Origin of the sequence: Microcoleus sp. S36a_B3 (genome assembly GCF_036700745.1) — a bacterium.
In the GTDB taxonomy this organism is placed as follows: domain Bacteria; phylum Cyanobacteriota; class Cyanobacteriia; order Cyanobacteriales; family Microcoleaceae; genus Microcoleus.
Genome location: NZ_JAUBPN010000018.1, coordinates 97,956 through 122,439, shown reverse-complemented (window position 1 = coordinate 122,439; position 24,484 = coordinate 97,956). Strand labels below are relative to the sequence as shown.

At 45.6% G+C, this 24,484-nt stretch carries 29 protein-coding genes; 12 read left to right on the top strand and 17 right to left on the bottom strand.

Annotated elements, in window-relative coordinates:
• Nucleotides 1-165: 165 nt before the first annotated feature.
• From QUA01_RS19385 to fraC, 6 genes are all read right to left on the bottom strand, one after another.
• Nucleotides 166-900, bottom strand: coding sequence for an SGNH/GDSL hydrolase family protein (locus tag QUA01_RS19385; protein ID WP_333091859.1), 735 nt, complete (start codon nt 898-900; stop codon nt 166-168).
• A gap of 181 nt (nt 901-1,081) precedes the next feature.
• Nucleotides 1,082-1,909 carry an ATP-dependent sacrificial sulfur transferase LarE gene (gene larE, locus QUA01_RS19380; protein ID WP_333091861.1) on the bottom strand — a complete coding sequence of 276 codons (828 nt, stop codon included), beginning with the start codon at nt 1,907-1,909 and terminating at the stop codon, nt 1,082-1,084.
• Nucleotides 1,910-2,135: 226 nt separating this feature from the next.
• Nucleotides 2,136-2,873: a Uma2 family endonuclease gene (locus QUA01_RS19375; RefSeq protein WP_333091863.1), complete on the bottom strand. Its 738-nt coding sequence runs from the start codon at nt 2,871-2,873 to the stop codon at nt 2,136-2,138.
• 162 nt (nt 2,874-3,035) lie between these two features.
• Nucleotides 3,036-3,809, bottom strand: coding sequence for an ABC transporter permease (locus tag QUA01_RS19370; RefSeq protein WP_333091864.1), 774 nt, complete (start codon nt 3,807-3,809; stop codon nt 3,036-3,038).
• A gap of 350 nt (nt 3,810-4,159) precedes the next feature.
• Nucleotides 4,160-5,158, bottom strand: a complete 999-nt coding sequence (locus tag QUA01_RS19365; protein ID WP_333091866.1) for a DUF5357 family protein — start codon at nt 5,156-5,158, stop codon at nt 4,160-4,162.
• A gap of 5 nt (nt 5,159-5,163) precedes the next feature.
• Nucleotides 5,164-5,685 (bottom strand): filament integrity protein FraC, encoded by a 522-nt coding sequence (gene fraC, locus QUA01_RS19360; RefSeq protein WP_333091868.1) that lies wholly within the window; start codon nt 5,683-5,685, stop codon nt 5,164-5,166.
• Between the two features lie 163 nt (nt 5,686-5,848).
• On the opposite strand from fraC, the gene QUA01_RS19355 reads away from it, so the two are divergent.
• From QUA01_RS19355 to QUA01_RS19345, 3 genes are all read left to right on the top strand, one after another.
• Complete coding sequence (locus QUA01_RS19355) at nt 5,849-6,097, top strand: hypothetical protein (RefSeq protein WP_333091870.1); 249 nt, start codon at nt 5,849-5,851, stop codon at nt 6,095-6,097.
• Between the two features lie 4 nt (nt 6,098-6,101).
• Nucleotides 6,102-6,326, top strand: coding sequence for a cob(I)yrinic acid a,c-diamide adenosyltransferase (locus QUA01_RS19350; protein WP_333114286.1), 225 nt, complete (start codon nt 6,102-6,104; stop codon nt 6,324-6,326).
• A 626-nt stretch (nt 6,327-6,952) separates the two neighbouring features.
• Nucleotides 6,953-8,896 carry a calcium-binding protein gene (locus QUA01_RS19345; RefSeq protein ID WP_333091872.1) on the top strand — a complete coding sequence of 648 codons (1,944 nt, stop codon included), beginning with the start codon at nt 6,953-6,955 and terminating at the stop codon, nt 8,894-8,896.
• Nucleotides 8,897-9,455: 559 nt separating this feature from the next.
• On the opposite strand, the gene QUA01_RS19340 is transcribed toward QUA01_RS19345, so the two are convergent.
• Both QUA01_RS19340 and petN read right to left on the bottom strand, forming a co-directional pair.
• On the bottom strand, nt 9,456-9,644 hold the full coding sequence (locus tag QUA01_RS19340; protein WP_194066876.1) for a CsbD family protein: 189 nt from the start codon (nt 9,642-9,644) through the stop codon (nt 9,456-9,458).
• A 152-nt stretch (nt 9,645-9,796) separates the two neighbouring features.
• On the bottom strand, nt 9,797-9,886 hold the full coding sequence (petN, locus tag QUA01_RS19335; protein WP_071883976.1) for a cytochrome b6-f complex subunit PetN: 90 nt from the start codon (nt 9,884-9,886) through the stop codon (nt 9,797-9,799).
• Between the two features lie 447 nt (nt 9,887-10,333).
• Between petN and QUA01_RS19330 the strand changes: the two genes are divergently transcribed.
• Nucleotides 10,334-10,837, top strand: coding sequence for a hypothetical protein (locus QUA01_RS19330; protein WP_333091875.1), 504 nt, complete (start codon nt 10,334-10,336; stop codon nt 10,835-10,837).
• Between the two features lie 113 nt (nt 10,838-10,950).
• Here QUA01_RS19330 and QUA01_RS19325 read toward each other — a convergent pair whose 3' ends face one another.
• The 6 genes from QUA01_RS19325 to QUA01_RS27480 all read right to left on the bottom strand — a co-directional run bounded on the left by QUA01_RS19325 (nt 10,951) and on the right by QUA01_RS27480 (nt 18,270).
• On the bottom strand, nt 10,951-11,628 hold the full coding sequence (locus QUA01_RS19325; RefSeq protein WP_333091877.1) for an SDR family oxidoreductase: 678 nt from the start codon (nt 11,626-11,628) through the stop codon (nt 10,951-10,953).
• A 153-nt stretch (nt 11,629-11,781) separates the two neighbouring features.
• The gene (locus tag QUA01_RS19320; protein ID WP_333091879.1) at nt 11,782-12,399 is read right to left on the bottom strand and encodes a class I SAM-dependent methyltransferase; all 618 of its coding nucleotides are present in this window, start codon (nt 12,397-12,399) and stop codon (nt 11,782-11,784) included.
• A gap of 135 nt (nt 12,400-12,534) precedes the next feature.
• Entirely contained in the window at nt 12,535-13,578 is a 1,044-nt protein-coding gene (gene bioB, locus QUA01_RS19315; RefSeq protein ID WP_333091881.1) for a biotin synthase BioB, read from the bottom strand.
• A gap of 17 nt (nt 13,579-13,595) precedes the next feature.
• Nucleotides 13,596-14,900, bottom strand: a complete 1,305-nt coding sequence (gene bioA / locus QUA01_RS19310) for an adenosylmethionine--8-amino-7-oxononanoate transaminase (protein WP_333091883.1) — start codon at nt 14,898-14,900, stop codon at nt 13,596-13,598.
• 206 nt (nt 14,901-15,106) lie between these two features.
• Nucleotides 15,107-16,519 carry an adenylate/guanylate cyclase domain-containing protein gene (locus tag QUA01_RS19305; RefSeq protein WP_333091885.1) on the bottom strand — a complete coding sequence of 471 codons (1,413 nt, stop codon included), beginning with the start codon at nt 16,517-16,519 and terminating at the stop codon, nt 15,107-15,109.
• Between the two features lie 284 nt (nt 16,520-16,803).
• Nucleotides 16,804-18,270: an adenylate/guanylate cyclase domain-containing protein gene (locus QUA01_RS27480; protein WP_442921563.1), complete on the bottom strand. Its 1,467-nt coding sequence runs from the start codon at nt 18,268-18,270 to the stop codon at nt 16,804-16,806.
• 308 nt (nt 18,271-18,578) lie between these two features.
• On the opposite strand from QUA01_RS27480, the gene QUA01_RS19290 reads away from it, so the two are divergent.
• Complete coding sequence (locus tag QUA01_RS19290) at nt 18,579-19,328, top strand: class I SAM-dependent methyltransferase (RefSeq protein WP_333091887.1); 750 nt, start codon at nt 18,579-18,581, stop codon at nt 19,326-19,328.
• A gap of 351 nt (nt 19,329-19,679) precedes the next feature.
• Here QUA01_RS19290 and QUA01_RS19285 read toward each other — a convergent pair whose 3' ends face one another.
• A complete protein-coding gene (locus tag QUA01_RS19285) occupies nt 19,680-20,069 on the bottom strand; it encodes a hypothetical protein (RefSeq protein ID WP_333091889.1) in 390 nt (129 codons plus the stop codon).
• 216 nt (nt 20,070-20,285) lie between these two features.
• A complete protein-coding gene (locus QUA01_RS19280) occupies nt 20,286-21,176 on the bottom strand; it encodes an ABC transporter permease (protein WP_333091891.1) in 891 nt (296 codons plus the stop codon).
• A 201-nt stretch (nt 21,177-21,377) separates the two neighbouring features.
• Here QUA01_RS19280 and QUA01_RS19275 point away from each other — a divergent pair, with 201 nt between their 5' ends.
• The 6 genes from QUA01_RS19275 (at nt 21,378) to QUA01_RS19255 (ending at nt 23,529) form a co-directional block, all read left to right on the top strand.
• Nucleotides 21,378-21,740: a hypothetical protein gene (locus tag QUA01_RS19275; RefSeq protein ID WP_333091892.1), complete on the top strand. Its 363-nt coding sequence runs from the start codon at nt 21,378-21,380 to the stop codon at nt 21,738-21,740.
• Nucleotides 21,730-21,843: a type II toxin-antitoxin system PemK/MazF family toxin gene (locus tag QUA01_RS27475; protein WP_333208047.1), complete on the top strand. Its 114-nt coding sequence runs from the start codon at nt 21,730-21,732 to the stop codon at nt 21,841-21,843. Before QUA01_RS19275 ends, QUA01_RS27475 begins: the two co-directional genes overlap by 11 nt.
• A 65-nt stretch (nt 21,844-21,908) precedes the next feature.
• Nucleotides 21,909-22,109: a hypothetical protein gene (locus QUA01_RS19270; RefSeq protein WP_333091894.1), complete on the top strand. Its 201-nt coding sequence runs from the start codon at nt 21,909-21,911 to the stop codon at nt 22,107-22,109.
• Nucleotides 22,100-22,510 carry a type II toxin-antitoxin system VapC family toxin gene (locus QUA01_RS19265; protein WP_333091896.1) on the top strand — a complete coding sequence of 137 codons (411 nt, stop codon included), beginning with the start codon at nt 22,100-22,102 and terminating at the stop codon, nt 22,508-22,510. The genes QUA01_RS19270 and QUA01_RS19265 overlap by 10 nt, the downstream gene beginning before the upstream one ends.
• Nucleotides 22,511-22,697: 187 nt before the next feature.
• Nucleotides 22,698-23,177, top strand: a complete 480-nt coding sequence (locus QUA01_RS19260) for a DUF433 domain-containing protein (RefSeq protein ID WP_333091898.1) — start codon at nt 22,698-22,700, stop codon at nt 23,175-23,177.
• Nucleotides 23,167-23,529 (top strand): type II toxin-antitoxin system PemK/MazF family toxin, encoded by a 363-nt coding sequence (locus QUA01_RS19255; RefSeq protein WP_333091900.1) that lies wholly within the window; start codon nt 23,167-23,169, stop codon nt 23,527-23,529. The genes QUA01_RS19260 and QUA01_RS19255 overlap by 11 nt, the downstream gene beginning before the upstream one ends.
• A 58-nt stretch (nt 23,530-23,587) precedes the next feature.
• On the opposite strand, the gene QUA01_RS19250 is transcribed toward QUA01_RS19255, so the two are convergent.
• Nucleotides 23,588-24,046 (bottom strand): GUN4 domain-containing protein, encoded by a 459-nt coding sequence (locus QUA01_RS19250; RefSeq protein ID WP_333091902.1) that lies wholly within the window; start codon nt 24,044-24,046, stop codon nt 23,588-23,590.
• Here QUA01_RS19250 and QUA01_RS19245 point away from each other — a divergent pair.
• Nucleotides 24,016-24,477, top strand: a complete 462-nt coding sequence (locus QUA01_RS19245; protein WP_333091904.1) for a hypothetical protein — start codon at nt 24,016-24,018, stop codon at nt 24,475-24,477. The two genes, QUA01_RS19250 and QUA01_RS19245, sit on opposite strands and share 31 nt — an antisense overlap.
• The last annotated feature ends 7 nt before the right edge of the window (nt 24,478-24,484 follow it).

The following is a 24,484-nucleotide window of genomic DNA, read 5'->3' as shown; positions in this document are numbered from 1 at the left end:
GTCACAGAAAAACACCTGGATTTAACTTGAGATATTGTCTACTAATTTTCACACAAAATAGAAATTAAACTTAAAAAAGTTAGACTAAAAAAATGCTGGCTTTGATTTTTCAAAAATACCCGTAAGATGAATCACATCTGCTGAATGTGGGTTAAAAGTAATAACTCAAACAGATTTTCTATCAAAAAATTTGCGGGTTGTTAAGGGAGGAGTTAAAATATCTAACAAAACTTTTCTATATATATCTAAACCTTTGGCATTGAGGTGAACGCCATCAATTGTTAAATCTGTATTTAGAGCTTTGTCCTTAAATAAGGCTTGTATGCCGCTAGATTCCACGGTTATATTTTCTTCGGCTGCTACTTTATTGATGAGAACATTGATTTCGTCAACTCTAGCAATTGTTCCTGCAAATTTAGGATTGTGGCTGGCGACAAGAGTTGAATAAAAAGCAGGAATTAGAATAATCTGTTTGCTGCCGATCGAGCGCATAATTGCGATCGCCTCTTTCAAATTTCTGACAAACTGCTCGTCGCCAATGCCATACATAGCATCATTTGTGCCGATCGCCAAAATCGATTTTTTGCAGGTAAAGCCCTGTGGCACTACCAATTTTAGCTGTTCTAGCAGCGAAACAGAGCTCATGCCGCCGATCGCAAAATTAAAGTTTTTTTCTCCCAAAGAATCGCCCAGGGCTGAAGAAATAGAATCGCCCCACACGCAACCTTCATATTGCTGCTCTTTAATTTGCTGCACCTGATTGTAAACCGAAGCTTGCCACCAGAGTGCAGAACTAACAGTGTCCCCCGAAGGTTGCGGGTTAGCCAACCCCCGAAAAGGGATGTACGCCGACAACAACAAAGCCAAGACGGCCGAGATTAATTTAAATTTAACTTTCATACAAATTGCTGCTACTTTTGCTGCTACTTTAGTTTATGCCATTGCTTTAACCAGCAGTCAGGATTTCTGCAAATTTAGCGAAATCGTGATGCGACTGTTGCGGTTAATATTTGTAGGGCAAGTTTCACCAACAATCTGTCAGCTACCTCCCGAATATTTGTCAACCCGCCCCACATCTTAATTAACCTTTCGCCGCCAACAATTCAGGTTGTAAAACCTGATTTAATTTGCCGCTGCGAAACCCCTCCAAATCCAAAGTCGCGTACACAAAACCAAACTCCTGAAACACCGCCACCAATGCAGGCAAATCCGCATTTATCACAAACTCCTGAATCTCCGCCGCCGGCAGTTCAATTCGCGCCGTATCTCCATCCGATCGCACTCGCAAATTCTTTAGCCCCAACTGCCGCAAATACCGTTCGGCGCGCCCCACTCTTTGCAACTTGGCAACAGTAATTTCTTCGCCGTAAGGAAAGCGCGAACTCAAACAAGGTTGAGCCGGTTTGTCCCACCAAGGCAAACCCAATTCTTTTGCTAACTGCCGCACTTCAAATTTAGTCATGCCGACTTCTGCTAAAGGCGATCGCGCGCCGCGTTCCTTCGCAGCCTGAATTCCCGGACGGTAATCCTTTAAATCGTCTGCATTTACCCCATCCACCACATAAGGATAACCCTTTGCTCGTGCTAGCGGTTTCAAAGTATCGTGCAGTTCGCTTTTGCAGAAATAGCAGCGATTAACCGGATTAGAAGTGTAATTGGGATTTGCCATTTCCTGAGTTTCGACTTCCTCGTGGGCGATGCCAATTTCTGCTGCTTGAATGCGCGCATCTTCTAAATCTTCTAGCAGTAGAGACGGAGAAACTGCGGTAACTGCCAAAGCGCGATCGCCCAAAACATCCCAAGCAATTTTTGCCACCAAAGTGCTGTCAATTCCGCCAGAGTAGGCAATCAGCGCCCGTTCCATCTGCGCGAAAATATCTTTTAATTGTTCTAATTTTTGAGCTAACATAATTTCAACTTTTTGTTACATTATAAACACAGGAGCAAAAAACCAGACTAAACAAAAAGATATCAACAAAGCCGATCGCGATCTGTTGCCTTCTTCCCGCTTCTTGACATCCGTTACATCTGCGGCCGAACTTCCTTCTCGTGCTATTCTGGATCGATACCGAGGGCTGCCAATCTCGCCAAAAGTTCTTGATTTCGCCGTCTTTCTTGTTCCAGCAGCGTCTCGGCTAACTCTTTGTCTTGCTGTTGGCGATCGGCCCGCTGACTTTCGTTTTCCGCCCGCTGGCGTTCGTTTTCCGCCCGCTGGCGTTCGTTTTCCGCCCGTTCTTCCGGCCACAAAAGTAACTCTCCTTCCGCATTCCACCAGCGCAGCCAAGAGCCCGTTCTACCTTCGCGAGATCCTCCCAAACTCCCAAAAATAGATCTAATCCAGGTATCAAATAACGCCCGTTTTCATCTGGATTTTGATTGTCGTAACGCTCGGATTCTAGCGCATAAACTTCTATTCTGCCCGTATGGGGTCGAAAAATCACATAGCGAGGAACTTTGATTACTTGTTCGTAAAAAAACCATTTGCCGATTTCTTCCGTGTGTTCGACAGAATATTCATCGCCGTAAGTAGCTGACAAAAATTCCATCACTACAAAGGGAACTGTTCCTTCGGTATGAGGCGTGTAACTGCGGCGCGGATAGCTGTGGGGCCAAGGTTGCACTGGCCGCACGTACATCCAGTCTGGGGCTTTGCAAATAGTGCGATCGTCCACAGCCGCGCACAAAGCAAAATTAGCAACTATTAGTGCGTCTTGGATTAGTTCCGGGGAATCCACTACAGACTGGCGCAAACCGTGAGCTAGCAAGGGATGGTCTGTATCGTCTACAGGGTCATCTGGTAGGATAAAATCATCGGCCAGCAGGGGCCAAGTAATCTTTAGCTGCGATATCGGTTTTTGAATTACAGCAGTCATAAGTCACCTCATTTTACCCATAAAAATTTGAGTTTTAGTCGAGATGGGCGATCGACAACCTTCTCTATATCTTAGCGCGCTAATTCGAGCGCAAAATAGGTTTGTAGTCAGGACTTGAGTCCTCAGTACAAACCATTGTCCCGGCGGTGCCCAATGCACGTTTTAAAATTCCCGGCGGGAAAATATGGCGATCGCAACTGACAGCAGCACCACCACATACAGCAAACCGTAGCCAGCATCTGTAATCAAACCCGCCAAGTAAGGAACTTGTCCGTAAACAGCATCATTTTTTAAATTGAATCTGGCTAAATCCGGCAAAACCAGATAAAGTCCCATCATCAATTGTTCAATGCCAGGATTTTTAGTTAACTTACCTACAGCCACCAAATCCCGCGTCGAATGTCCCATCAAATAAACGCCAAATGTCAGTAAAGCTGCCAGCAGCGAACTGCTAAACACCCCAAATAAAATCCCGACACCAGCCATGAGACACAGCTCAAACCAAATAAACAGCGAAGCAATTAAAATGCTTTCCAAAGGGTAAGGAATCCGGCTAAAACTCAAAATAACCAGATAGACAACAGTCATGGCCGCTACAAGCGCAAATAGCACCGCCGACAGCCCTAAGTGCTTGCCTACAATTAACTCAGCCCGACTTATCGGCTTAGCAACTAATAGGTAAACAGTCCGCTTTTCAATTTCTTTGTTGACCAGTTCGGTAGCCACAAACACTGTGGCAATTAGACCGAGAATGCTCATACCAGCCAAACCGATATCTAAGATAATTTTTTTCTCGGTTGTCGCGGCCAATTCGGGTATCAAGCGTACCGCTGCTCCCATCAAGAGAGCAAAAATAATAATTATGTAAAGGATGCGATCGCGAATTACTTCCCAAAATACATTAATTGCGACTGTCAATATTCTTCTCAAATTCATCTAGTTATAAACCCGCTGGAAACTTTCGTCATATTTTAGTTGAAGGAAGAAGTCATTAGTCATTAGTCATTTGTTATTAGTTATTTGTTCTTTGTTATTGGTAACAACTGACAACTGACAACTGACAACTGACAACTGACAACTGACAACTGGCAACTGCTTTCCGTCCAACGTCATCAGGAAGAAGGAAGAAGGCTTGGGAGCATCTCATTTTTGTAAAAAGCATCTTTTTTATTATAGTGCGAGTTCTTAAGCTCGCACTATAATTAAACGCAAAACACCAGATGCTCCCGAAGCTTGGCTTCGGCTTGCGGGTCAATCTCCCCATCTCCCAACCGCCAGAGACTGGCTCAAACTTGAGCGTCTCCGGCAGTTCCATCTTTTTTGAGTCCGGGTTTTGAGCGTTTGATAGCGTCGCAGGTTACAGTCGCCCGATTGGCTGTATCGAACACCTCGCAAGACTTGGTAAACGAATATATTTCCGGTCGAAAAACCAGCCCCATCCAGGTTGCTTGCATCTCTAACTGATAGCGCGACTGTCCTTGAACGATCGAAGTTTTGACATCCCAGCTACCATCTTCTGGGACTGTCCCAATTGTTCCTAATGCTTTATTTTTGAGAAAAAATCGCTCATTGTCAATATCTATTAACATTTGTTCAACCTGCGGCCACGGTTTGGTGCGGGCTTCATTTTTTACGTATCGCTCCATTGCATTGAGGATGACAACTCCTCGGGAACGATTAATAGTTGGCTGTTGAAATGTCACCACATAATCGCTTTTTCTCAAATCCTGCGATAAAATGCTCGGATACTGTTGTATCCAACTTTGAACTAAAAAATGAAATGTAAACCAACAGGAAAATGTCACATGAATTAGAGCAATCATCAAAAACTGAGGGCGCATCAACTCTCTGATACTTTCCCGTTTTGAATCGCTCTTCCAAACCCTGATTATTGCAAGAACTACTACTGCTATAATCGGCCCGGATATCCAGGCTATTTCCTTCTTGTCCGACGGCAATCTGATCAGCAACCACAATCCAATTAAGATGCTTGTCACCCACGGACTCAGGCTTACTCCTTTAATCACAAAAGGTGCTTGGCTGGTCAGCAAACCCATTGAAAGTATAAAAAATAACCAGCTCATATCAAACATCAGAGTTCTTGTCTGCCAGTCAGTGATTGCCGCCACTGCCAGCAAACCTAAAAAGATGCTGAGCAGTAAAGGAGTTTTCCAGTGGACAACTCTAGGCGGAATTATCGCCTTTTGAACTTTTTTATTGGCTTCCCACAGGTTGTTCGTCACCTTAGTGAGTTGCTGAGTGACATCCAAAAATTGCTTCATCATATATTTCAATTATTGACGCTTTCCACAAACAACACTGTTAAAATAACGATATTACTAACAGTATGGGCAATTAAAACTGCTCCAAACTGGGTAGTTACTTGAAAAGTTTTTTTGAGAGGACGGCGGGTGAGAGTCGGGGGCCCTAAAAACTGAGGCTTGGAAGCTTTTTTATTACCTGAAACCCAGTTTTCTATAATTTGTAAACTCTGCCATTTCGCTAAAAAAGTGATCGCCAATAATAATACGGCAATCATAGTTAGGGTAGGGTAAAGACTCGGATTTCCGCCTAATAACATATAACCGATTAGCTCTTCCCGCAAATCTTTGGGAAGAATGCTTTCTATGCCGAAGAAAACTAACCAACCTACGCAAGTGCAAGCGAGATTGAGGATGGCTGTATATTCAACGCTGGTTTTGGGGCCGAGTTTCAGTAGTTTTTGCAGAAACCACGATTCGATCGCGATCGCCAAAAATATAATTAAAACTTGCACCAAAACAATCCGAAATGGGAAAACATTTGCAATCATAAGCTTTCAGGTATATCATCCCGGGTGAGATTTTAATTGTACAGCACCAGCGGAATCATCAAGAGCTGCTGGTCTTAGCCCTCAAGATCCTTCGATCGATCGCCCTTTTGAACATCAGGTGGTTTAGCACTTATCCTATAATCTTTTGAGATCCGCCTGCACAATGGAAACATTCAACATTCAAGGCGCGCGATCCGAAGTACCCACCCCAGTACCCACCCCGAGAAAGACTCAAATAACAGAAGATGCGGCGATCGCCAGCGGTACGGCCAAGTTAGCCGCCGTTAGTAGATCGCCAGCGGTGCGGCGCAGATGCTATAGTTTGGCGGGGACAACAGCAAGAGCTAGACTGCATAGAAGCAGAACGCGGCTGGGAAATTGCTACAATGGCGATCGCCAGCGGCTAGTATAAAACTATCGTTCTCGACGAACTCAATCCCACAGTAGACTTAGAACTGCTGTCGGTAGAGCCGATCGTCCAAGCCCTACTGCAGAAGCCCCGCGATACTGAAATCATTATCACCGGGCGCTGTCACAAACCCCACGCTGACCATGACTTGGCCAGCGTACACTCCGAGGTATACTGTCACAAACACTACGGCGATCGGGGCGTAGAATTCAAACGGGGTGTAGACTTTTAAACCCCAAAGTGGCTCGGATTGAACTCCGCGCCAGTTATTTAAAAGCCAATACGCTTGAGTTAACAGGGTTTGTTTCCAAAGAGAGCCCTACTCGACCCCTACTCCCCAAAAAAAAGGGGAAGCAAGAGAAAACTCTTGTCACCCCATTTTGAACGGAAGCTAGGGAACAAGCTAAGGAGCGATCTTAATGAAACCGTATTGATTTAAAAACGGCCCTGCCTGAAAAACCGGAAATTGCCACAAAGCCTTGTTACTAAGTAACCAATCCCTGACTTTTCATTGTCTGGCGATCGCAGCGATCGACCTATCTTAATCTTGAATTTCCTTCCCTGGAGGCGATCCCCGACCGCAAATCCAGAATGGAACATTAATAAAATGAGGTGCGTCTTCTTGAGCGTGAGCATCAGAGACAGCCCACAAGGATTATTCAAGGGTGAAGACATTGAAAATAAAAGCTTACAAGCAAAAAGTCGGGGAGGGAGAAAGTCTAGACACGGTTAACGCCAGTAGGCTAGACTTGCGGCTGGCAAACAGGTTAAACTACAGCGGCATCCAAACATTCGGTGTTCTAGGCAGTGTCTGTAGTCGCGAAAGCGATGACCAACAAGTATGAGGAGTGAAGCTGTATGACAACTTTAAGTGACGATCCTAATCAATTAGATTTAAACCTTCCCGGACTAGGGCCCGATACAATATTCGCCGGAGCCGGAGCGGATTTCGTAAGAACTTCCACCCTCGGCGGCAGTTTAATATTTGGTCAAGGCGATAACGATACCTTGGTTTCCGTCGGCCCGAACGATACCATATACGGCGGCGAAGACGAAGATTCCATCAGATCCCAGCGCACTCCCGCCTTGCTGTTTGGCGACGGAGGCTCAGACACCATAGTTGCTGAAGCCCGCGCTACCGTGTACGGCGGTGCGGGAGAAGACTTCCTGCAAGGTACTGTCGAAGCTAACCTCATATTTGGTAATGAGGACGCGGATACGATCTTGGGAGGAGCGCAGAGAAGAGACTCGCTCTACGGCGGCAAGGGCAATGACGCGATCGGCTTCTTCATCGCAGGGGGCGGCAACAACCTTTCTTTACCCGGTGGCTTGGCTATTGGCTTCGCTGGCAACGAAGGCAGCAACTACTTGCGGGGCGATTTGGGCGACGACTTGGTTGTAGGTATCAATCAGAGAGACAGTCTCTTCGGCGGTAAAGGTAACGACACCCTGACAGGTGTCGCCAGCAGCAGCTACTTGTCGGGCGATCTTGACAACGATACTTTAGTTATTACCAACACTACCCAAACAAGCCCGTTTGCTTCCAACGTCATCACGATCGGCATTGAGAAAACCACCTTGATCGGCGGTGGGGGCAACGATTCCCTCTACGGCGCGATCGGCGACTTTGGCACCGGCAGAAACTTCTATGACGGCGGCGACGGCAACGACACGATCAAGGTTTTTGCTACGCAGGATACCGCCTTGGGAGGAGCAGGCGACGACTTCATTACATCTGCGACGGTGACTGTGCTTTCGAGCGTAGGCGCGCAGAGTTCATTTCCAGGCTTTGCGGGTCGGAACTTGCTCGACGGCGGCGAGGGCAACGATACCATCGTTGCAGCTTTTTCGACTGACACAATGATCGGTGGCGGTGGCAATGACACCTTGAGTGGCTTCTTTGCTCAAGCCTTCGGTGGAGATGGCGACGATACGATCGATGCCTCTTCTGCCCGTAATACTGGGCGGATTAGTCTCGATGGCGGCCTGGGCAATGATTTCTTAATTGGCAACAGCACCTCCGGTGTCACCAACTTCATGAACGGCGGTGAAGGAAATGACAACATCATTTTTGGTGGCACGGGCGATCGATTAATTGGCTCATTTGGCGGTAACGACACCATCTCCTACGCTGTCGGTGTCAACTTTAGCGGTATCACAACCACAAACGTGATTACCGATAACTTAGGCAGCAACTTCATCACCGGCGGCAACGGCAATGATTCGATTACTACCGGTGCTGGCGACGACATACTGTTCGGCGGCCCCACCAATCTTGTTACCGCAGGAATTGACGGGAACGATACCTTAAATGCTGGTGGTGGAAACGACACGCTGTTGGGCGGCTTTGGAGACGACTATTTGATCGGAGGAGACGGCAACGACTCTCTCGGCGGCGGGCCCGGTGCAGACACGCTGATTGGCGGCTTCGGCAGTGACAGCTTCTACTACCAAAACGGCACCGAGGGCTTCAGCGGTACTAACGCAGACCAGATCGGTGATTTTACTGCCGGCGTAGACAAAATAGTCTTGGATAGCAATGCCTTCGGCTTGGGTACAGTGAATGGACCGAGCCGACCTGGTTCCCAACAGTTCTTAGTGATTGACGAAGGGGCATACAACGGTCAGGGCGGGCTAAATGGGCAATCACCACTCCTGATCTATGAAAATCGACTGAACCTAAACGACAACACAGGTCGCTTGCTGTACGACCCTGACGGTTCAGGAGCGCTGCCAGCCGTTACACTGGCAAACCTCAACGGCAAACCGGGCTTGACGGTGACTGATATTCAGCTAATTTAATTTAGGTGGCAGCGGGTAAGGTGGGTTTGGAAAAAGCTATCGCCCGCGCCAACTCTAAAAACTAATTGTGCTATGTTTCGAGCTAGGGATATCAATCCCTAGCTTTTTTATTGGCAGCGATTTTGAGGGACTCGGCGGGTGTGTTAGTTTCTTGGTGTAGCGAGGTGTTTCCCTGACATTTGTGTCAACAAACACGTCTTATGTAGTAGCGGTCTACTGTTTGACTATTAGGCCAGATCCCCCCTAACGCCCCTTAGGTCGGGGGGGACAAGAGCATTTTGCGTCTCCGTCACCCCCACATAGTCGCGGAAGAGCATCTTGCGTCTCTCGTGACCCCCATCACAGTCGCGGGGACAGGATTCTCCTCAAAGTCCCCCTTCTTAAGGGGGATTTAGGGGGATCTGGCCTCAGCCAAAAGCGAGATTTATGAATGGTTTGACCTGTTTATTGACACTAATTCCCCTTCAACCATCCTACAAGTTTGGGCGAGCAAAAAAAAGCCAGCAAACAATATGTTTGCTGGATTGAGTAGGCAGGAAAAATTTAGCAAATACTGTGACTAAGCCTTATCTACAATCTCTTTTGCTTTATCTTTGAGGTCTTCTTTCAGGTGCATGGCTGAGGCTTGGTCCTGCTTGGCTTGACCCTCTAATTTATCTTTTTGATCCCCTGTAACTTCGCTTACAGCTTCTTGGATTTTGCCTTCAATATTCTTAGCTGTAGCTTCCACTCTGTTTTCAATGTTCATGATTTTTTATATAAACTCTACAATTACCAATATAGAATTTTAAAGTTGAGTCTGTATCTGTCTTGAGATAGATTTGCGGTTAATGCCTGGGGTGGAAAAGGCGAGCATTTCTAGGTGCAGACGCGGTTCCAACCGCCGTCTGCATCTGGAATCTAGAAACCGTTGCGGCCCCAAATTACCATTGAAATTGAGAAGGAGAACAGAACTAGCACCGAAACCCAACCGAGTGACAAAATATCCATAGCTATTTATTGAACTAACTGTACAAAGTGACTTCAACCCTTTTGACATCCACCCCGCCCGGTCGGTACGGGGATTCCCAAACCTCACGATTTGAATTTCTGCTTCGAATGCAACTGCCTCCACCCTCAAAGAGATTTGGTCTTATGTTCGCTCCACAGACTAACCCCGCAAGCCCTGCGGTTTTTACGTGTCGAATACCAAACGGAATTCTTCGTACTTTTGATTCTAGGGATGTTTACCATTGCCCTATCCTCTTTTCCCGGTCTACCTATTTTTCTTTCCCGTTGCGGTTGTCGCAAACTTATTAATTAGGGTTTATGTTCACATAGTCGCGAGTGGGTCATTGACCAATTATATTGTAATATAAAGCCGTCCTAAAAGGACGGGGTTTCTACCCAATTTTCTGATGATAAGTCAATTTGAGCCATTTTTGAAATGAGGGTGTTGTGAAGGACTCGTCAAATTTTAGTTTCGCTGAACGAGTAGAATCTTTGAAAGCAGGGACTGTTGCTGCTTTGTCTTGTTTTTTTGGTTTTGGGGCGATCGCCCTGGTTAACAGCTTAATCCTAGCCCGCTGGTGGGATTCTCTGACGAGCTTGCAGGTAATAGCCGTTGACCTAAATTTTGCCTTCAGAGGAGTGATGGTGCTTTTGGGCGGTTTCTTATTCGGCGTTACCTACCGCTACGCTATCCGGCGCGATACTAACCCGCACCTTAAATCTGGCGTGGTGTTGGCTTTTGGGCTGGTGCGGGCTTTTGGACAGTTGGATGCGGGACTTTCTTTTGAGGCGGGGGAAATACCTGGTTTGCAGGAGTTATTGCCGTTTGCGGTTGGTGCGGTGGAGAGCGTGGTATTGTTTGCGATCGCGCGTTTGGTGTTGGATTGGGCGATCCTCTTCGAGGGCTTCGCTAACGGGCGATCGTTGATTCAACCATTCGGGCGATCGTAGACAATATAATATCCGCACGCGCGATCGCAAAAACAGTTCGATCGATCGCGCGTGCGGACTTTAATCCGCTCCAATTTGGGGACTAAAGTCCGTACTACGAACTAATAGCCTTTTTATTTCAAACCTAATACCTCATATTCTAAATTGCCATAAACCATTTGCTTGTCTACCGCCGACAAAACCTTATTGTTAGCAGCATCAGAAACTAAACACTGACAAACTAAATCCGCCACATCCGCCCGGTGAATCGTTCCCGCCACCCGACAATCTTCCGTTAAAACACCGTTCCCCGTCGCAGGTTCCGATTTCAATCCGCCCGGACGAATCACAGTATAAATCATCCCGCTTGCTATCAAATGATTTTCCGCTTTTTCCTTTTCAATTAACACCGGGCGCAAAGTTTCTAAAGCTTGCGGTGGCAAAGCAGAGGCAGTGTTACCGCTTCCGATGGATGAAACTAAAATAAATTTTTGTACGCCTGCTTTAACGGCCGCATCAATCAAGTTTTTGTTGCCCAAATAATCGGCTCTTTCCCCATCCTTTGGCAAGCCGCCAACGGTGCTGATTACGGCATGAATTGGTTCGCCTCCAGCCATCGCAGCTTCTACAGCCGCAGCGTCCAAAGCGTCGCCACTCATGACTTTGATGCCCATTGCTTCTAATTCAGTGCGCGTTTCGGGCGATCGCAAAAGTGCAGTTACTTGCATCTTTTGTGCTACGAGACATTTTGCGATTTCTAAGCCAACACCTCGGCTAGCACCTGCTAAAAAAACGTGGAAATTTTCTGTCATATAAGTTTGGTTTTAATTTGTGCAGAAATTGGTGTATTTGACTGGGGAGTATTATACAGCAATTCTCTGTGCATTTTTGAATTCGTTTTTTTTTAACCGCAGAGGGCGCAGAGGGCGCAGAGGAAGAGAGGGGAAAGATTGGCAATTGCTGATTTATATTAGATTTTTTTTGCCCACGATTACTACCCAAGATTGAGCTTCGCGCGGTAAGCCGGGGGGGCGGTAGTAGTGGTTGAATATTGCAAATCCTGCTTGTTCTAAACAAGGTGCTAAAGTTTCGTATTCCCATCCTGCAGTATAGCGTTTTCCGGTCGGTCGCTCGTCGTAGCCTTCCCAATTTCCCCGGCACATTGACATGACAATTGCACCGCCAATAACTAAGGCTTTGTGCAAATTTTGCAACACTTTCACCATCTCGTCGCTGGGAACGTGAATCAGGGAAGCATTGGCGAAAATACCGTCAAATTCTGCCTTTGGTAAGTCGAGATTCAGAAAAGATTGCTGCCAAACTTCGCAGCCGGATAACTTTTTTGCTGTTTCTACAAAAGCCGGGGTTGCATCTAAGCCTACAACTGTGTGTCCTTGGCTTTTAAACGCTACTAAATCTCGTCCTGGGCCGCATCCTATATCTAGAATTTTACCCGGATTGCGGGGCATGACAGCGGTCAGTGCGGATCGATTTTGAGATACGTCGTGATGCCATGTTCCTTGCAGGAAAGATTCGGCGGTTGCTTGGTATTCTGCGATCGTAATTTCTTCGCGTTTGTCCACAATTTCTCCCTCTTGTAGGATTTTAGATTTGAGATTGAAGAATCTCAACCGTAGGGACACGGCAGTGCCGTGTCCTATTCTATTTAATCTGCCATTTCCTACTGTATTTCATCCGATTGAAAACTGCTATAATAGTTAAACAACCAGGGTTTTTTGTTCGGATTTGGTAACTGCTGAATCAACTTCTAAGAGAGAATCTTCGGGAGATTCGATCGCAAATCCCGCATCTCGAATCATATCCCAATCTTGATGTGCAGCTTGTCCGGGAGTAGTCAGATAATCGCCCACAAAGATAGAATTAGCCGCGTAAAGTCCGAGGGGTTGCAAGGATCGCAAATGCACCTCCCGTCCCCCAGCAATCCGAATTTCTTGGCTGGGAAGCAAAAATCGGAACATACAGAGAATTCGCAAACATTGGCGGGGATTTAATGTGTTTAAACCTGCAAAGGGCGTACCGGGAATCGGAATGAAAAAGTTGACCGGCACGCTAGTAACGCCCAATTTTCGCAGGGAAAGCGCTAAGTCTATCGCATCATCATCCGATTCGCCCATCCCCAAAATTCCGCCGGAACAAGTGGTGATTCCCGCTGCTTTTACGTGTTCGACGGTTTCAACCCGATCGCCAAAAGTGTGAGTGGTGCAGATGTCCGTGTGGTACGATTCGGAAGTATTGAGATTGTGATTTACGCGATCGACTCCAGCTTTAGCCAAACGGTGAGTTTGTTCCTCGCTCAACAATCCCAAACAAGCGCAAATTTTTAGGTTATAATTTGCCTTCACAGTCTCGACAGCATCCAAAACGCGATCGAAAGTAGATGCGTTGGGTTGGCGGCCAGAAATTACCAAACAAAACGTACCAGCTTTTAAATCTGCCGCGCGCCCGGCCGCCTCCAGAATTTTTTCCTTAGCTAAAAGCGGATATTTTTCTATTTCCGCAGTCGAGATTTTGGACTGAGAACAATAATGGCAATCTTCAGGACAAAGACCGCTTTGAGCGTTTAGCAAATAGTGCAATCTGACGCGGTTTCCCCAGTAATGGCGGCGTACCCGATAAGCTGCGTTTAGTTGTTCCAGCAAAACCTCATCCGGTGCACGCAATACGGCTAAAGATTGCTCGCGAGAGATACATTTGCCCGCCAGCGCGTCGTCAGCCAAATCGTTCCAATTGGGTAAATTCATCACTAAAATTAAAGAGTTTACAAAGTATCCAGAACCTGACGAATCACCCGATAAATCGATTCGAGTTCATCAGGAGAAATGCAGTAGGGAGGCATCAAGTAAAGCGTATTTCCCAAGGGGCGGAGCAAAAAGCCCGCTTCGAGAAATCTGGCTTTCAACATAGGAGCGATGTCATTAAAATAACCGGAACTGCTTTCGGTTTTGACATCCATTGCTGCAATGGTGCCGCAAGTCCGAATCCGTTCTAGTTTAGGATGATTGATCAGCCATTGATTCAGGTATTTGCGGTGGAGTTTTTCCATCCCTTGGTACACATTTGGGTTTTGCTCCAAAAGCTCCAAAGATGCTACACCCACCGCACAAGCTAACGGATTTCCGGTGTAAGAATGACCGTGATAAAAAGCTTTGTCCGATTCATCTCGCCAGAAAGCTTGATAAATATCCTCCGAAGCCATTGTGACAGAAAGTGGCAAGCAGCCACCAGACAATCCCTTAGACAAACACATGATATCCGGTGCAGTTCCCGATTTAACCGAGGCAAACAGTTCGCCCGTGCGGCCAAAACCAGTCATCACTTCATCGTAAATCAACAATACATTATACTGACGGGCCATTTGTGCGATCGCCCGCAAAAACTCAGGGCGGCACATTCGCATTCCCCCAGCACCTTGCACCAAAGGCTCAATAAAAATGCCCGCATAGCCACCCTGCTGCAACAAAAACTCCAATTTCTCCAAACTCTCCGCCTCCTTGCTTTCCACCTCCGCATCCCCGTCAAAAGTCGCAGGAAAAGGCACAACATCCCCAGGAAACATTAAAGGCGCAAAAGGTTCCCACCACAGCGAACTTCTGCCAGCAGACATCGCGCCCACAGTATCGCCGTGATAACCTCCCTCAAAACTAATAAAGCTAGTGCGGTTAGTTTCTCCGACATTTAGCCAATATTGAAAAGCCATTTTTAGAGCAACTTCAACAGCAGTCGAACCGTTATCCGAAAAAAAGATTCGCGTCAAAGAATCAGGCGTGTGACTTATCAATTTATCAGCAATTTTCTGTGCCGGTTCGTGAGTAAAACCCGCAAAAATTACGTGTTCTAAAGTTTGAGCTTGTTTGTAAAGAGCCTCAGCCAGAACCGGATGGCTGTGTCCGTGAATCGTCACCCACCAACTAGAAATACAGTCGAGAATTTGCCGCCCGTCTGCTAATTCCAGCAGCGCTCCTTTACCGCGAACCACCTTCAGCGGCGCAGGAGCAGTTTTCATTTGCGTGAAGGGCTGCCAAATCGGTGAATTTGAAGAATTATGCTCCTGATCTGCCGTCATATTAACCCATCTAACTAACATCAACTCCCCTTTTAATATAGCAACTTTCACTCACTTATAAAATTTTTATTTTTTCTGCTTTCTTCTTCTCTTCCTTAGCGTCCTTTGCGTCTTCGCGGTTCGTTAAAAAAAATTAGTTTGTTGGAAATAGCTAGGCTGCAACCTTTGCAGCCCAGCTATTCGCAGGCGACAGTTAAAATTATCAGTTACAATTTTCTGCCCTTAAGCAAATAAGTCGTCATTGCCCCTTTACCTTTAACATTAATTTTACCGCGCTTTTCCAACAAATACTTATCGCATAGCAACTTATAAGTTGAACTGCTAACTTGAATTTTACCGGGAACCCCCTGAGATTCCATGCGGCTTGCCGTATTCACAGCATCTCCCCACAAATCGTAAATAAACTTTTTAGTGCCGATGACACCTGCTACAACAGGCCCAGTATTAATGCCAATGCGGATATTAAGAGGTTTGTCGCATTCGTCGCGGAATTTCATAATTTCTTGCTGCATTTCTAGGGCCATTTCCGCAATAGATTCGGCGTGATTTGTACAGGGCAGTGGCAAACCGCCTGCTACCATATAATTGTCGCCGATGGTCTTAATTTTTTCTAAGCCGTATTTGTCGCTCAAACAATCGAAAGCTGAAAATATTTTGTTAAGCAATTTGACTAATTCTTCAGGAGACGTGCGGGAGGATATTTCGGTAAAGCCTACAATATCGGCAAATAGTACCGTCACCTCGGCAAATCCGTCTGCAATATTTATCTGGCCTTGTTTTAGGCGATCGGCAATCATTTCGGGTAAGATATTTAGTAATAAACGTTCCGACTTTTCTTGTTCGGCGCGCAATATTTCCTCAGCTTGTTTCCGCTGTGCAATTTCCTGGTAGACTCGGTGAAACATTTGATTAAAAGCGACCATGACTTCTCCCAATTCGTCATCGCGCTTGACAGACAGAGAGTAGAAATCAGGTTTTTCTCGATCTTTGCTCAAAGCGTCTCCAGCAGCGAGCAAGTCATCGCGCAATCTCAAGATTGGTGCAATTACTGTCAACCCTAAAAAAAACATAGTTACAGAAGTAACAAAAGCTGATATAATGATTACTAAAATAGCAATTCGCCCGATAAATGCGTAGAGTTCAGGTTGAACGGTGGACGCATCGTGACGAACAATTAAGATGTAATCTCCTCCCAAATGTCGCTCAGTCCAAGCCACATCGTAGCGATTGCGATCGAAATTGTGCTTGTGAACTATACGAGCCATTTTCAGTTCATTTAAACTGATTTGAGGCTGTTCGCCAAGTGTATATATTAATTCACCGTTAGCTTGATAAATAGATAGTCCTAAGACTACTTGAGAATCCTTAGTAATATTTTTTACTTCTTCTTGAAATAAAGTGCGATCGGAAACATCTTGTGCTAGCAAAAATTCGAGGGAATCAATAGTTGTCCGAGATAGCTGTTCCAGTTGAGTTAAAAGTTCATTTTCGCGCCGAAAATAAGAGGGGACTAAAATAATTCCCTCTATGACAAGAATGCTAGCAAATATCCACAAAGCTATTTGTCTGGACAAACGAGATTTGAAAAAATCCAAAAATGATAAAATGCGCGCTAACATAAAATTTAGTATTCTGCCAATGGCTAATTTAGGATATAGGAAAACAAACCCGGTTTATCGCCATAAATTTTGGGTTTTTCGACGAAGATAAGACGGCGGTTGAAACCGCTTCTTGTCAAACGAAGTCCGCCTCCGCGGACTGAAGAAAGAAGATAACGTAATTTTAATCGCCCGCTCTTCAACCCGCGCACCATCCAGGTTTTGCTTGTGTAGAAGCGGTTTCAACCGCCCGGTCTTCTGATCCCAAGCGTATTGGCTAGCCCCTGAATAATATAATAAACAAATTAAACCAAAACTGCGCTGACTAACCTGCCTGCAAGCAGATAAGTATTCATATCGCCTTTGCCTTTGACGTGGATAATTCCTCTGTCTTCAAACAGGTACTTATTTTGCAAGATATTGTAAGTTGATTGTGTGACTTGAATCGCGCCAGGAATTCCGTGGGATTCCATGCGGGCTGCTGTATTGACGGCATCGCCCCAGAGGTCGTAAATAAATTTTTTGGTGCCAATAACTCCCGCAATGGCAGGCCCGGTATTGATGCCGATGCGAATGTTAATTCCTGCATGATGTTTGACATTAAATTTTGCTAGTTCCTCCTGCATATCTAAGGCCATTTCTGCAATTTTTTCGGCGTGGTTGGTGCTGGGATTTGGCAAGCCTCCGACTACCATGTAAGCATCTCCAATTGTTTTGATTTTTTCCAATCCGTACTTTTCTGTCAGCCCATCGAAGGCTGAAAAAATTTCGTTAAGAAAAACAAGCAATTCTTCGGGAGATATTTGTGCTGATAGCACGGTAAAGCCCACGATATCCGCAAACAAAATCGTGACTTCTGCGAAGCCGTCCGCAATACTGCTTTGACCGTCTTTTAACCTAGCAGCAATGGATTCGGGTAAAATATTGAGCAGCAGGCGATCGCTCTTTTCTTGTTCTTTCAACAATTCTACATTAGTTTCTTGCAATTGTGCCGTGCGTTCCCTGACACGCTGTTCTAATTTTTTAGCATTTTGGCGCAACCTGCTGATTGATAAAGTTAATCCTGCGATGCCTAAAACTGAAAGTCCTGCTAATAGTAAAAACAGATTTTTTAGTCCGTTGTGAGTTTTTTGAGTTAGGGTTTCCAGAGGTTGAGTAATTTCTAATATCCCTCGGACATCTCCAATTTTCCAGTCAGTTTTAGGACTATTTGGGCTAGTGTTGTGACAGTTGATGCAGCTAGGAGTGAGAATATCAGCCTCGGCATATCGAAATGCTGGTTTGCCGCGAAATTCCTCTGTTCTAAAAAATTGTTTATTGGAATTTTGGGTTAAATAGGTAATAGCTTGACGTTCAAACTCGTCTCTAACTCCGCCTTCTTTTCGCCAGGGAAACGGGTAGTCGCTGTAGAGGCGAACTGAGACTTCGGGATTTTTGTTGGTGATATGGTTGCCCAGTTCTATTAAGAAGGTGGCTGGGACTGGAACTGTTACTTTGGTCGGGTTGTTATCGTAGGTAAAGTTAATCGCTTTAGCGGTTTTTAGAGGATTAACAACATCGGAACTGTAAAGAGTACGGGCTTCTTTAATAGCTTGGGCGTAGAGGGTGGCATTTTGGAGGGCTTGCGATTCGATGAGGTTGGAAGAAAGGCGAGACATATCTGCCATCGCTACTCCTACACCTACACAAAATAAAATTGTCACCGCAAGGAGAATTCGCTTGTAAATTAATTGGCTGATGGCAGCCAAACTGCGAGAGATTAACTGGCGCATGGTATCCTCAAGTGTGAGGTTGAATCTTGATTTGATTTTATGCACTACTAAGATAACACTGCTTGTTCAGAGTGTTTTGCTGGCGTCAGGGGTAAAGCCAGACTCTCTGAGTGCAAAGGATGGTTAATTATTGTTTACCGCGAGTGTTTCGCTTATCCGTAAGAATACGCATAACTTGATAGTGGTTTTCTGTTGATTGAGTGAAGTATAGATGATCGAGTAAGCACAAGGCAGTACCGTGTCCCTAGTTCACGCATTTTTTGTTCTATCTCGGTTAGGATAGCAATTGTAGTCTATGGTTGGCGATCGTGAATTCTGACTCTACTGTCTCACCTACTAACAAGGAAATTTTTCCGGGAGAAGTTTTCGTCAATACTGCGGATTTTGATACTGGCATTCGGCGGCTTTTACCGAAATATGACGAAATGCTGGATGTATTAGTAGCCTGCATTGCTAACACAAACCAGCGGATTTTAGAACTCGGCTGCGGTACGGGGGAACTGAGTTTAAAAGTTCTCCAACGCTACCCGTCTGCGGAAATTGTTGCTGTGGATTATTCGCCGCGAATGCTGGATTTTGCCCGCGCCAAAATAGAGTCGGCAGGATATGCAGCCCGGTGGACTGGGATAGAATTGGATTTTGGAGAATGGGCGAACAATCCAAATTTTTCAGGTTTGGGCGATAAGTTTAATGCTGGCATTTCATCTCTGGCAATTCACCATCTTGAGGATGAGATGAAGCTGAAATTGTTTCAACGGATTGGCGAAAGTTTAACTGCTGGCGGTTGTTTTTGGAATGCCGATCCTGTGGTGGCAGAATCGTCAGCAATGAAGGATATTTATGGAGTGGCGCGAGAAGATTGGGTGCTAAATCAGGGGGAAACTTTAGCACAAATTCGGGCAAAGGTGGGGACGAGTGTTTCTTACGGGTATTCTAATCCCGATCGCCTAGCTACACTGGCGGCACAATTGGAAATGCTGGCAAATGCGGGATTTGAGACTGTGGCGGTTCCTTGGAAGCATTACGGTATGGCGGTGTTTGGGGGATTTGTTAATTAAGCTAGAATGACTAATTTTGGCGGTTTAAACTGCTGCTATAACGACTAATTTTGGCGGTTTAAACCGCTGCTACATAAACGAAGTCCGAGCAGAGGGGGACTAAGAAATTAAGACTAATTTTGGCGGTTTAAACCGCTGCTACATAAACGAAGTCCGAGCAGAGGGGGACTAAGAAATTAAGACTAATTTTGGCGGTTTAAACTGTTGCTATAACGACTAATTTTGGCGGTTTAAACCGCTGCTACATAAACGAAGTCCGAGCAGAGGGGGACTAAGAAATTAAGACTAATTTTGGCGGTTTAAACTGTTGCTACATAAACGAAGTCCGCCTACGCGGACTAAGAAATCAATTTAAGGGGCGGGGGCGGTAATTTCTGTAGGTGCGATCGCCCCTGGTGTAGGTGCTGTTGGTTTTTCCAGTAGTTGGCGCTGTTTGTTCCGAAATTCTGTGGCGGCATCGTTCAAATTTTGGCGCTGTTCGGTATTGAATTCTTCCATGCTGCGGCCGCCTCCCAATCGGGATCTGTGAATTAAATCAAATATTCCGCTGCCACTGCTGCGGCCGGAAAAAGGGTCGGTGTTGTCTTGAGTTTGAAAGTCTTGCAGTGGTTGGGCGTTATTATTATTTAAATTGCTGGCTTGAGCGAAGGTTGCTTGAGGCGATAAAATAGCACAGGTGGCGATCGCGCTGGCGGCAATTTGAATCATCGCTTTGGCGGATTTAGAAGTTTTGGTGTTCATAATTTATTAGTTCAACTTTCAAAAAAACAATTGTATCTCAACAATATTCTGACTGACAGCTAATAAACGAAGACGGCGGTTGAAACCGCGTCTACACAGACAAAACCCGGATGGTGCGCGGGTTGAAGAAGACCAGGCAGTTGAAATTACGTTATTTTTTTCAGTCCGCGGAGGCGGACTTGGTTTTTGTAGACGCGGTTTCAACCGCCGTGCGCCCTAAGCAAACCGGCGGCGCAGCAGGGGTTGAATGCTCAGCAGCGCTACGACATCAAAGGCTAGCAAGACTAACAGCGCTCCTCCAAAGGTAACATTACCCCAAGGAGCGTGCATGACGACGCTAGCTAGCGACCAATCGCTGTGCAGGTACAAATAGCGGATGGGTTCGATCGCGTAACTCAGAGGATTGAGAGTGACGACAACTTGCAGCCACTCTGGCATAAACGACAGCGGCGCGAGGGCGGTGCTGGCAAATAATAGGGGCAGGTTGGTAACAAAAATAACTGCGATTAATTCTACGTGGCCGGGGAGGGCGAAGGCTAAACCGAGACTGATGCCCGTGACTCCCAAAACTAACAGCAGGACTATTAGGGCGATCGCCCCGAGTCCGGCCATTCCGGGGAATCCCGAACCCAAAAATGCTCCCGCCGTAACGATTGCGCCTGTTTGGATAAAGCTGAGGGTGACGATGAAAATAGCCGAAGCTAGGACGATCGAGAATCTGGAAGCTAGGGGCGCGACTAACAGGCGGTTGAGAAATCCGAATTCGCGATCGAACATGATCGGCAAACCGGCATTCAGCGCCCCTGCAAATGCAGTAAAAACAATCACGCCTGCGCCGAGAAATTGTCCGTAATTCTGGCTTTCGCCGAACAAGCCGGCGGGTGCATTTTTAAACAGAGCTCCGAATAAAACCAACCACATCAGCGGCTGAATAATACCTGCAACTAGCGTCGAGGGGCGGCGCTGCAATTGAATAAACAGGCGTTTGGTTAAGGCGAGGGTTTCTTGGATGAAGTCGCCCAGCAGGGAACTCGAAGTGTCAGCGGATGGGGTGGCGAGTGGCCGCTGCTGGTTGAGGTTGTTGGGGGATGTAACTGTACCGCTCATAATTGCTTGTTGATTAAATCTAACTATCTTTAGGGTAGCAAGTCTGGAGGTATTGGTGGGGCCGGGCGGGCGATCGGTCTAAAATTGAGAATAAGCTCATCAAATATGCTAAATAAAAAGTTGATTTATTAGGAGGATAAAGCTATGTCATCAAGGGCGTGAAGCGTAGCTATCCCGTAGGGAATCGCAACTTTGGTCGAGATGATGGAATCTCTGCCGGAAACTCTGCAAGATAGAGTTGTTGAACATTTGCGAGAATATCTTGAAGACTTGAGGGATGAAGAACAGTGGAATGTATCTTTTCAGAATACAGAACAATCGCTGATTGTGGCAGCACAGCGCGCCAAACAGGAAATCTCTGCAGGAAAAGCACAGCCATTAGATATTGATATAGGTTTGGAAATACCAACACTAGCCGACTATCCCAGCCGCCGAGAATTTATGCAATTGCCGTTAGAAGAGAGGCGAAATATTCTGGCAAAACAAGCTGAGGCAATGTTGCAACATTACCAGGAAGATAGAGAATGGCAAGAATTAGAAGCAGGAGATTTAATTGACTACTAACTCTCCTTCTCCTAAACGGGGTGATATTTGGTTGGCTAATTTTGATCCAACAGTGGGAGCCGAAATTAAAAAAATCCGTCCGGCTGTAGTAGAGTATGAGTAGTTACTTATTAAGGGCGATCGCAGTAGCTCGATCGATTAACCAGCAACTATCGGAGTGTTTGATTTATGCTAATTGAGAAGATCGTTCAAGAACTACAAGACATTCCAGAAGACAAACTTGCAGAAATCTATGACTTGATTCACTACTTTCGCCTCGGATTAGGACGAGAACAGCCACAGCCTCGCAGGCCTGGTTTACTGACAGGAAAACTGGGTGATACTTTTTTTGAGCCCCTACCAGAAGAGGAACTCGAACAATGGGAATAAGCTATCTCATTGACACCCATATCCTGTTGTGGTGGCTCTTTGACGACCCCAAACTCAATGCCAAATGCCGCGACATCATTCGCAACCCGGATTTTAATATCATTGTCAGCACTGCTTCAGCCTGGGAAATAGCCACCAAATATCGCATCGGTAAACTTCCCGAAGCCAAACAGATTGTCGGGGAATATTCGCAAATCCTCCACCGATCGCAATTTATCGAACTAGCTATAACTTCAGCCCATGCCCTTCGCGCTGGCAGCCTGCCTATTGCCCACCGCGATCCGTTTGACCGGATGATTATGGCACAAGCTGAACTCGAAAATTTACCAGTTATTACCTACGATACAGCTTTTCATACGGGACTAATTGAAGTTATTCCTGCCGCCCAATCAAAAGCATGAGAATGGAAAGGGCGATCGCACTTTTGGGAATAAGGGCGAGCTCACTTTTTAGCGATCGCATACGAAAGAGAGTTAATGGGGATGGGATAAGGGCGATCGCACTTCAGGAAAATAAGGGCGATCGCTCTTGCTGTGACAGTGTTATCCTAGATAAGAGAGCGATCGGAAATTGGCGGGGAAAAAAATCTTGTCAACTATCACAGATATAGGAACTTTAATTAGCCGCAATCCTGACATACATGGTGGCTGTCCAATTATTGCCGGAACGGGTGTTACAGTCCGGCGCATTGCTATTTGGTACAAGCAAGGTTTGAATGCAGAAGAAATTGGCGATCGCATCGGGCATTTAACTCTCACTCAAGTCTATGCAGCTTTGACTTATTATCATGCTAACCGAGAGGAAATTGATGCTGACATTGCAGCGGAAGCAGCCGAAAGCGATCGAATAGAAGCATTGAGTTGCGATCGTCAGATTCAAAAGCAGTCGAGCGATATAGCTTTAGAAATACCAACACTAGGGAACTATCCCAGTCGCAGAGAATTTATGCAATTGCCATTAGAAGAGAGACGAAATATTTTAGAAAGACAAGCTGAGGTAATGTTGCAACATTACCAGGAAGATAGAGAATGGCAAGAATTAGAAGCAGGAGATTTAATTGACTACTAACTCTCCTTCTCCTAAACGGGGTGATATTTGGTTGGCTAATTTTGACCCAACAGTGGGAGCAGAAATCAAAAAAATCCGTCCCGCTGTAGTGGTAAGTTCTGATAGTGTTGGTAAATTACCACTGAAATTGGCTGCACCTATCACAGATTGGAAAGAATATTATGCTGGTAATATCTGGCACATTAAGATTGACTCAGATATTGCTAATGGTTTAACGAAAATTTCGGCAGTGGACGTGTTGCAATTGCGGGGTATGGATGTACAAAGATTCATTCGTAAAATAGGAGAACTTTCGACTACTGATAGGGAGGAAATTGCCAGGGCGATCGCCGCTGTAGTAGAGTATCAGTAGTTATTTATCAAGAGCGATCGCTATTGTTTGATTCGAGATTATTTGCCTTAATTGCACTCTATATACCACAGTCTTTTAGTCGCTGCCAAACATATAGCATATATGAATTAAAAATCTTCGTACCATTATCATAAACGGGGAGATGACCTTTTGGAGCCCCTATACTGTATTTGAGCTTAGAAGGATCCACGGCACACATAAAACTGTATGTCTCCTCAGTAGGGTAACAACGAGTAATCCACCCCAAGCGTTCCCGAAGCATTACCACTTCAACTGGATCGGCGAGTGGAACTAAGGACCCGGAAAGTTTCACGAAATGCTCTTGAACATGACCACACATACCGCGATCAAATTCCTTTACTTCTTTTTTTTTCCAATCATCCGCTTTTTTACATTCTTCCAAGATACCTAACTGGATGCTAAAACCAAAATGTCCGTCACTGTATTGTACCCAAAGCTGGTCAATAGTGCGTAAAAGTACGTTTATTGCAGTTAACCGGTTTAGGTGAAGCAGCAACAGAAATTCTTAGAGAAAAAAGTTTGTTGGATGAAGAAGCCTGGCCCGAATTGATTAACCTTTATCAAGGTAATCCCCTCTGGTTAAAATTAGTCGCTCAAACTATAAACAACTTATTTAATGGTAGAGTATCTCAATATTTAAGCTATAAACCAGTATTTTTAAGCGATGAATTGACGCCGATATTGCAGCAGCACTATCAGCGGTTGTCGGAAAGAGAAAAACAGGCTATTTCGCAACTTAGTAATGAAATCGAACCTGTTTCCTTTACTCAATTTTTGGCAAAATGTCAAGGTTCGCAGGGCGAATTATGTAAAGCAATTCAATCTTTAGCCCGACGGGGAATGATCGAAAAATTGAGCGGTGAAGCTGAAACCGTTTTCACGATTCCACCTGTGTTAAAACAGTATGTTAAAATGGTTGCAGAATAGTCCTAAA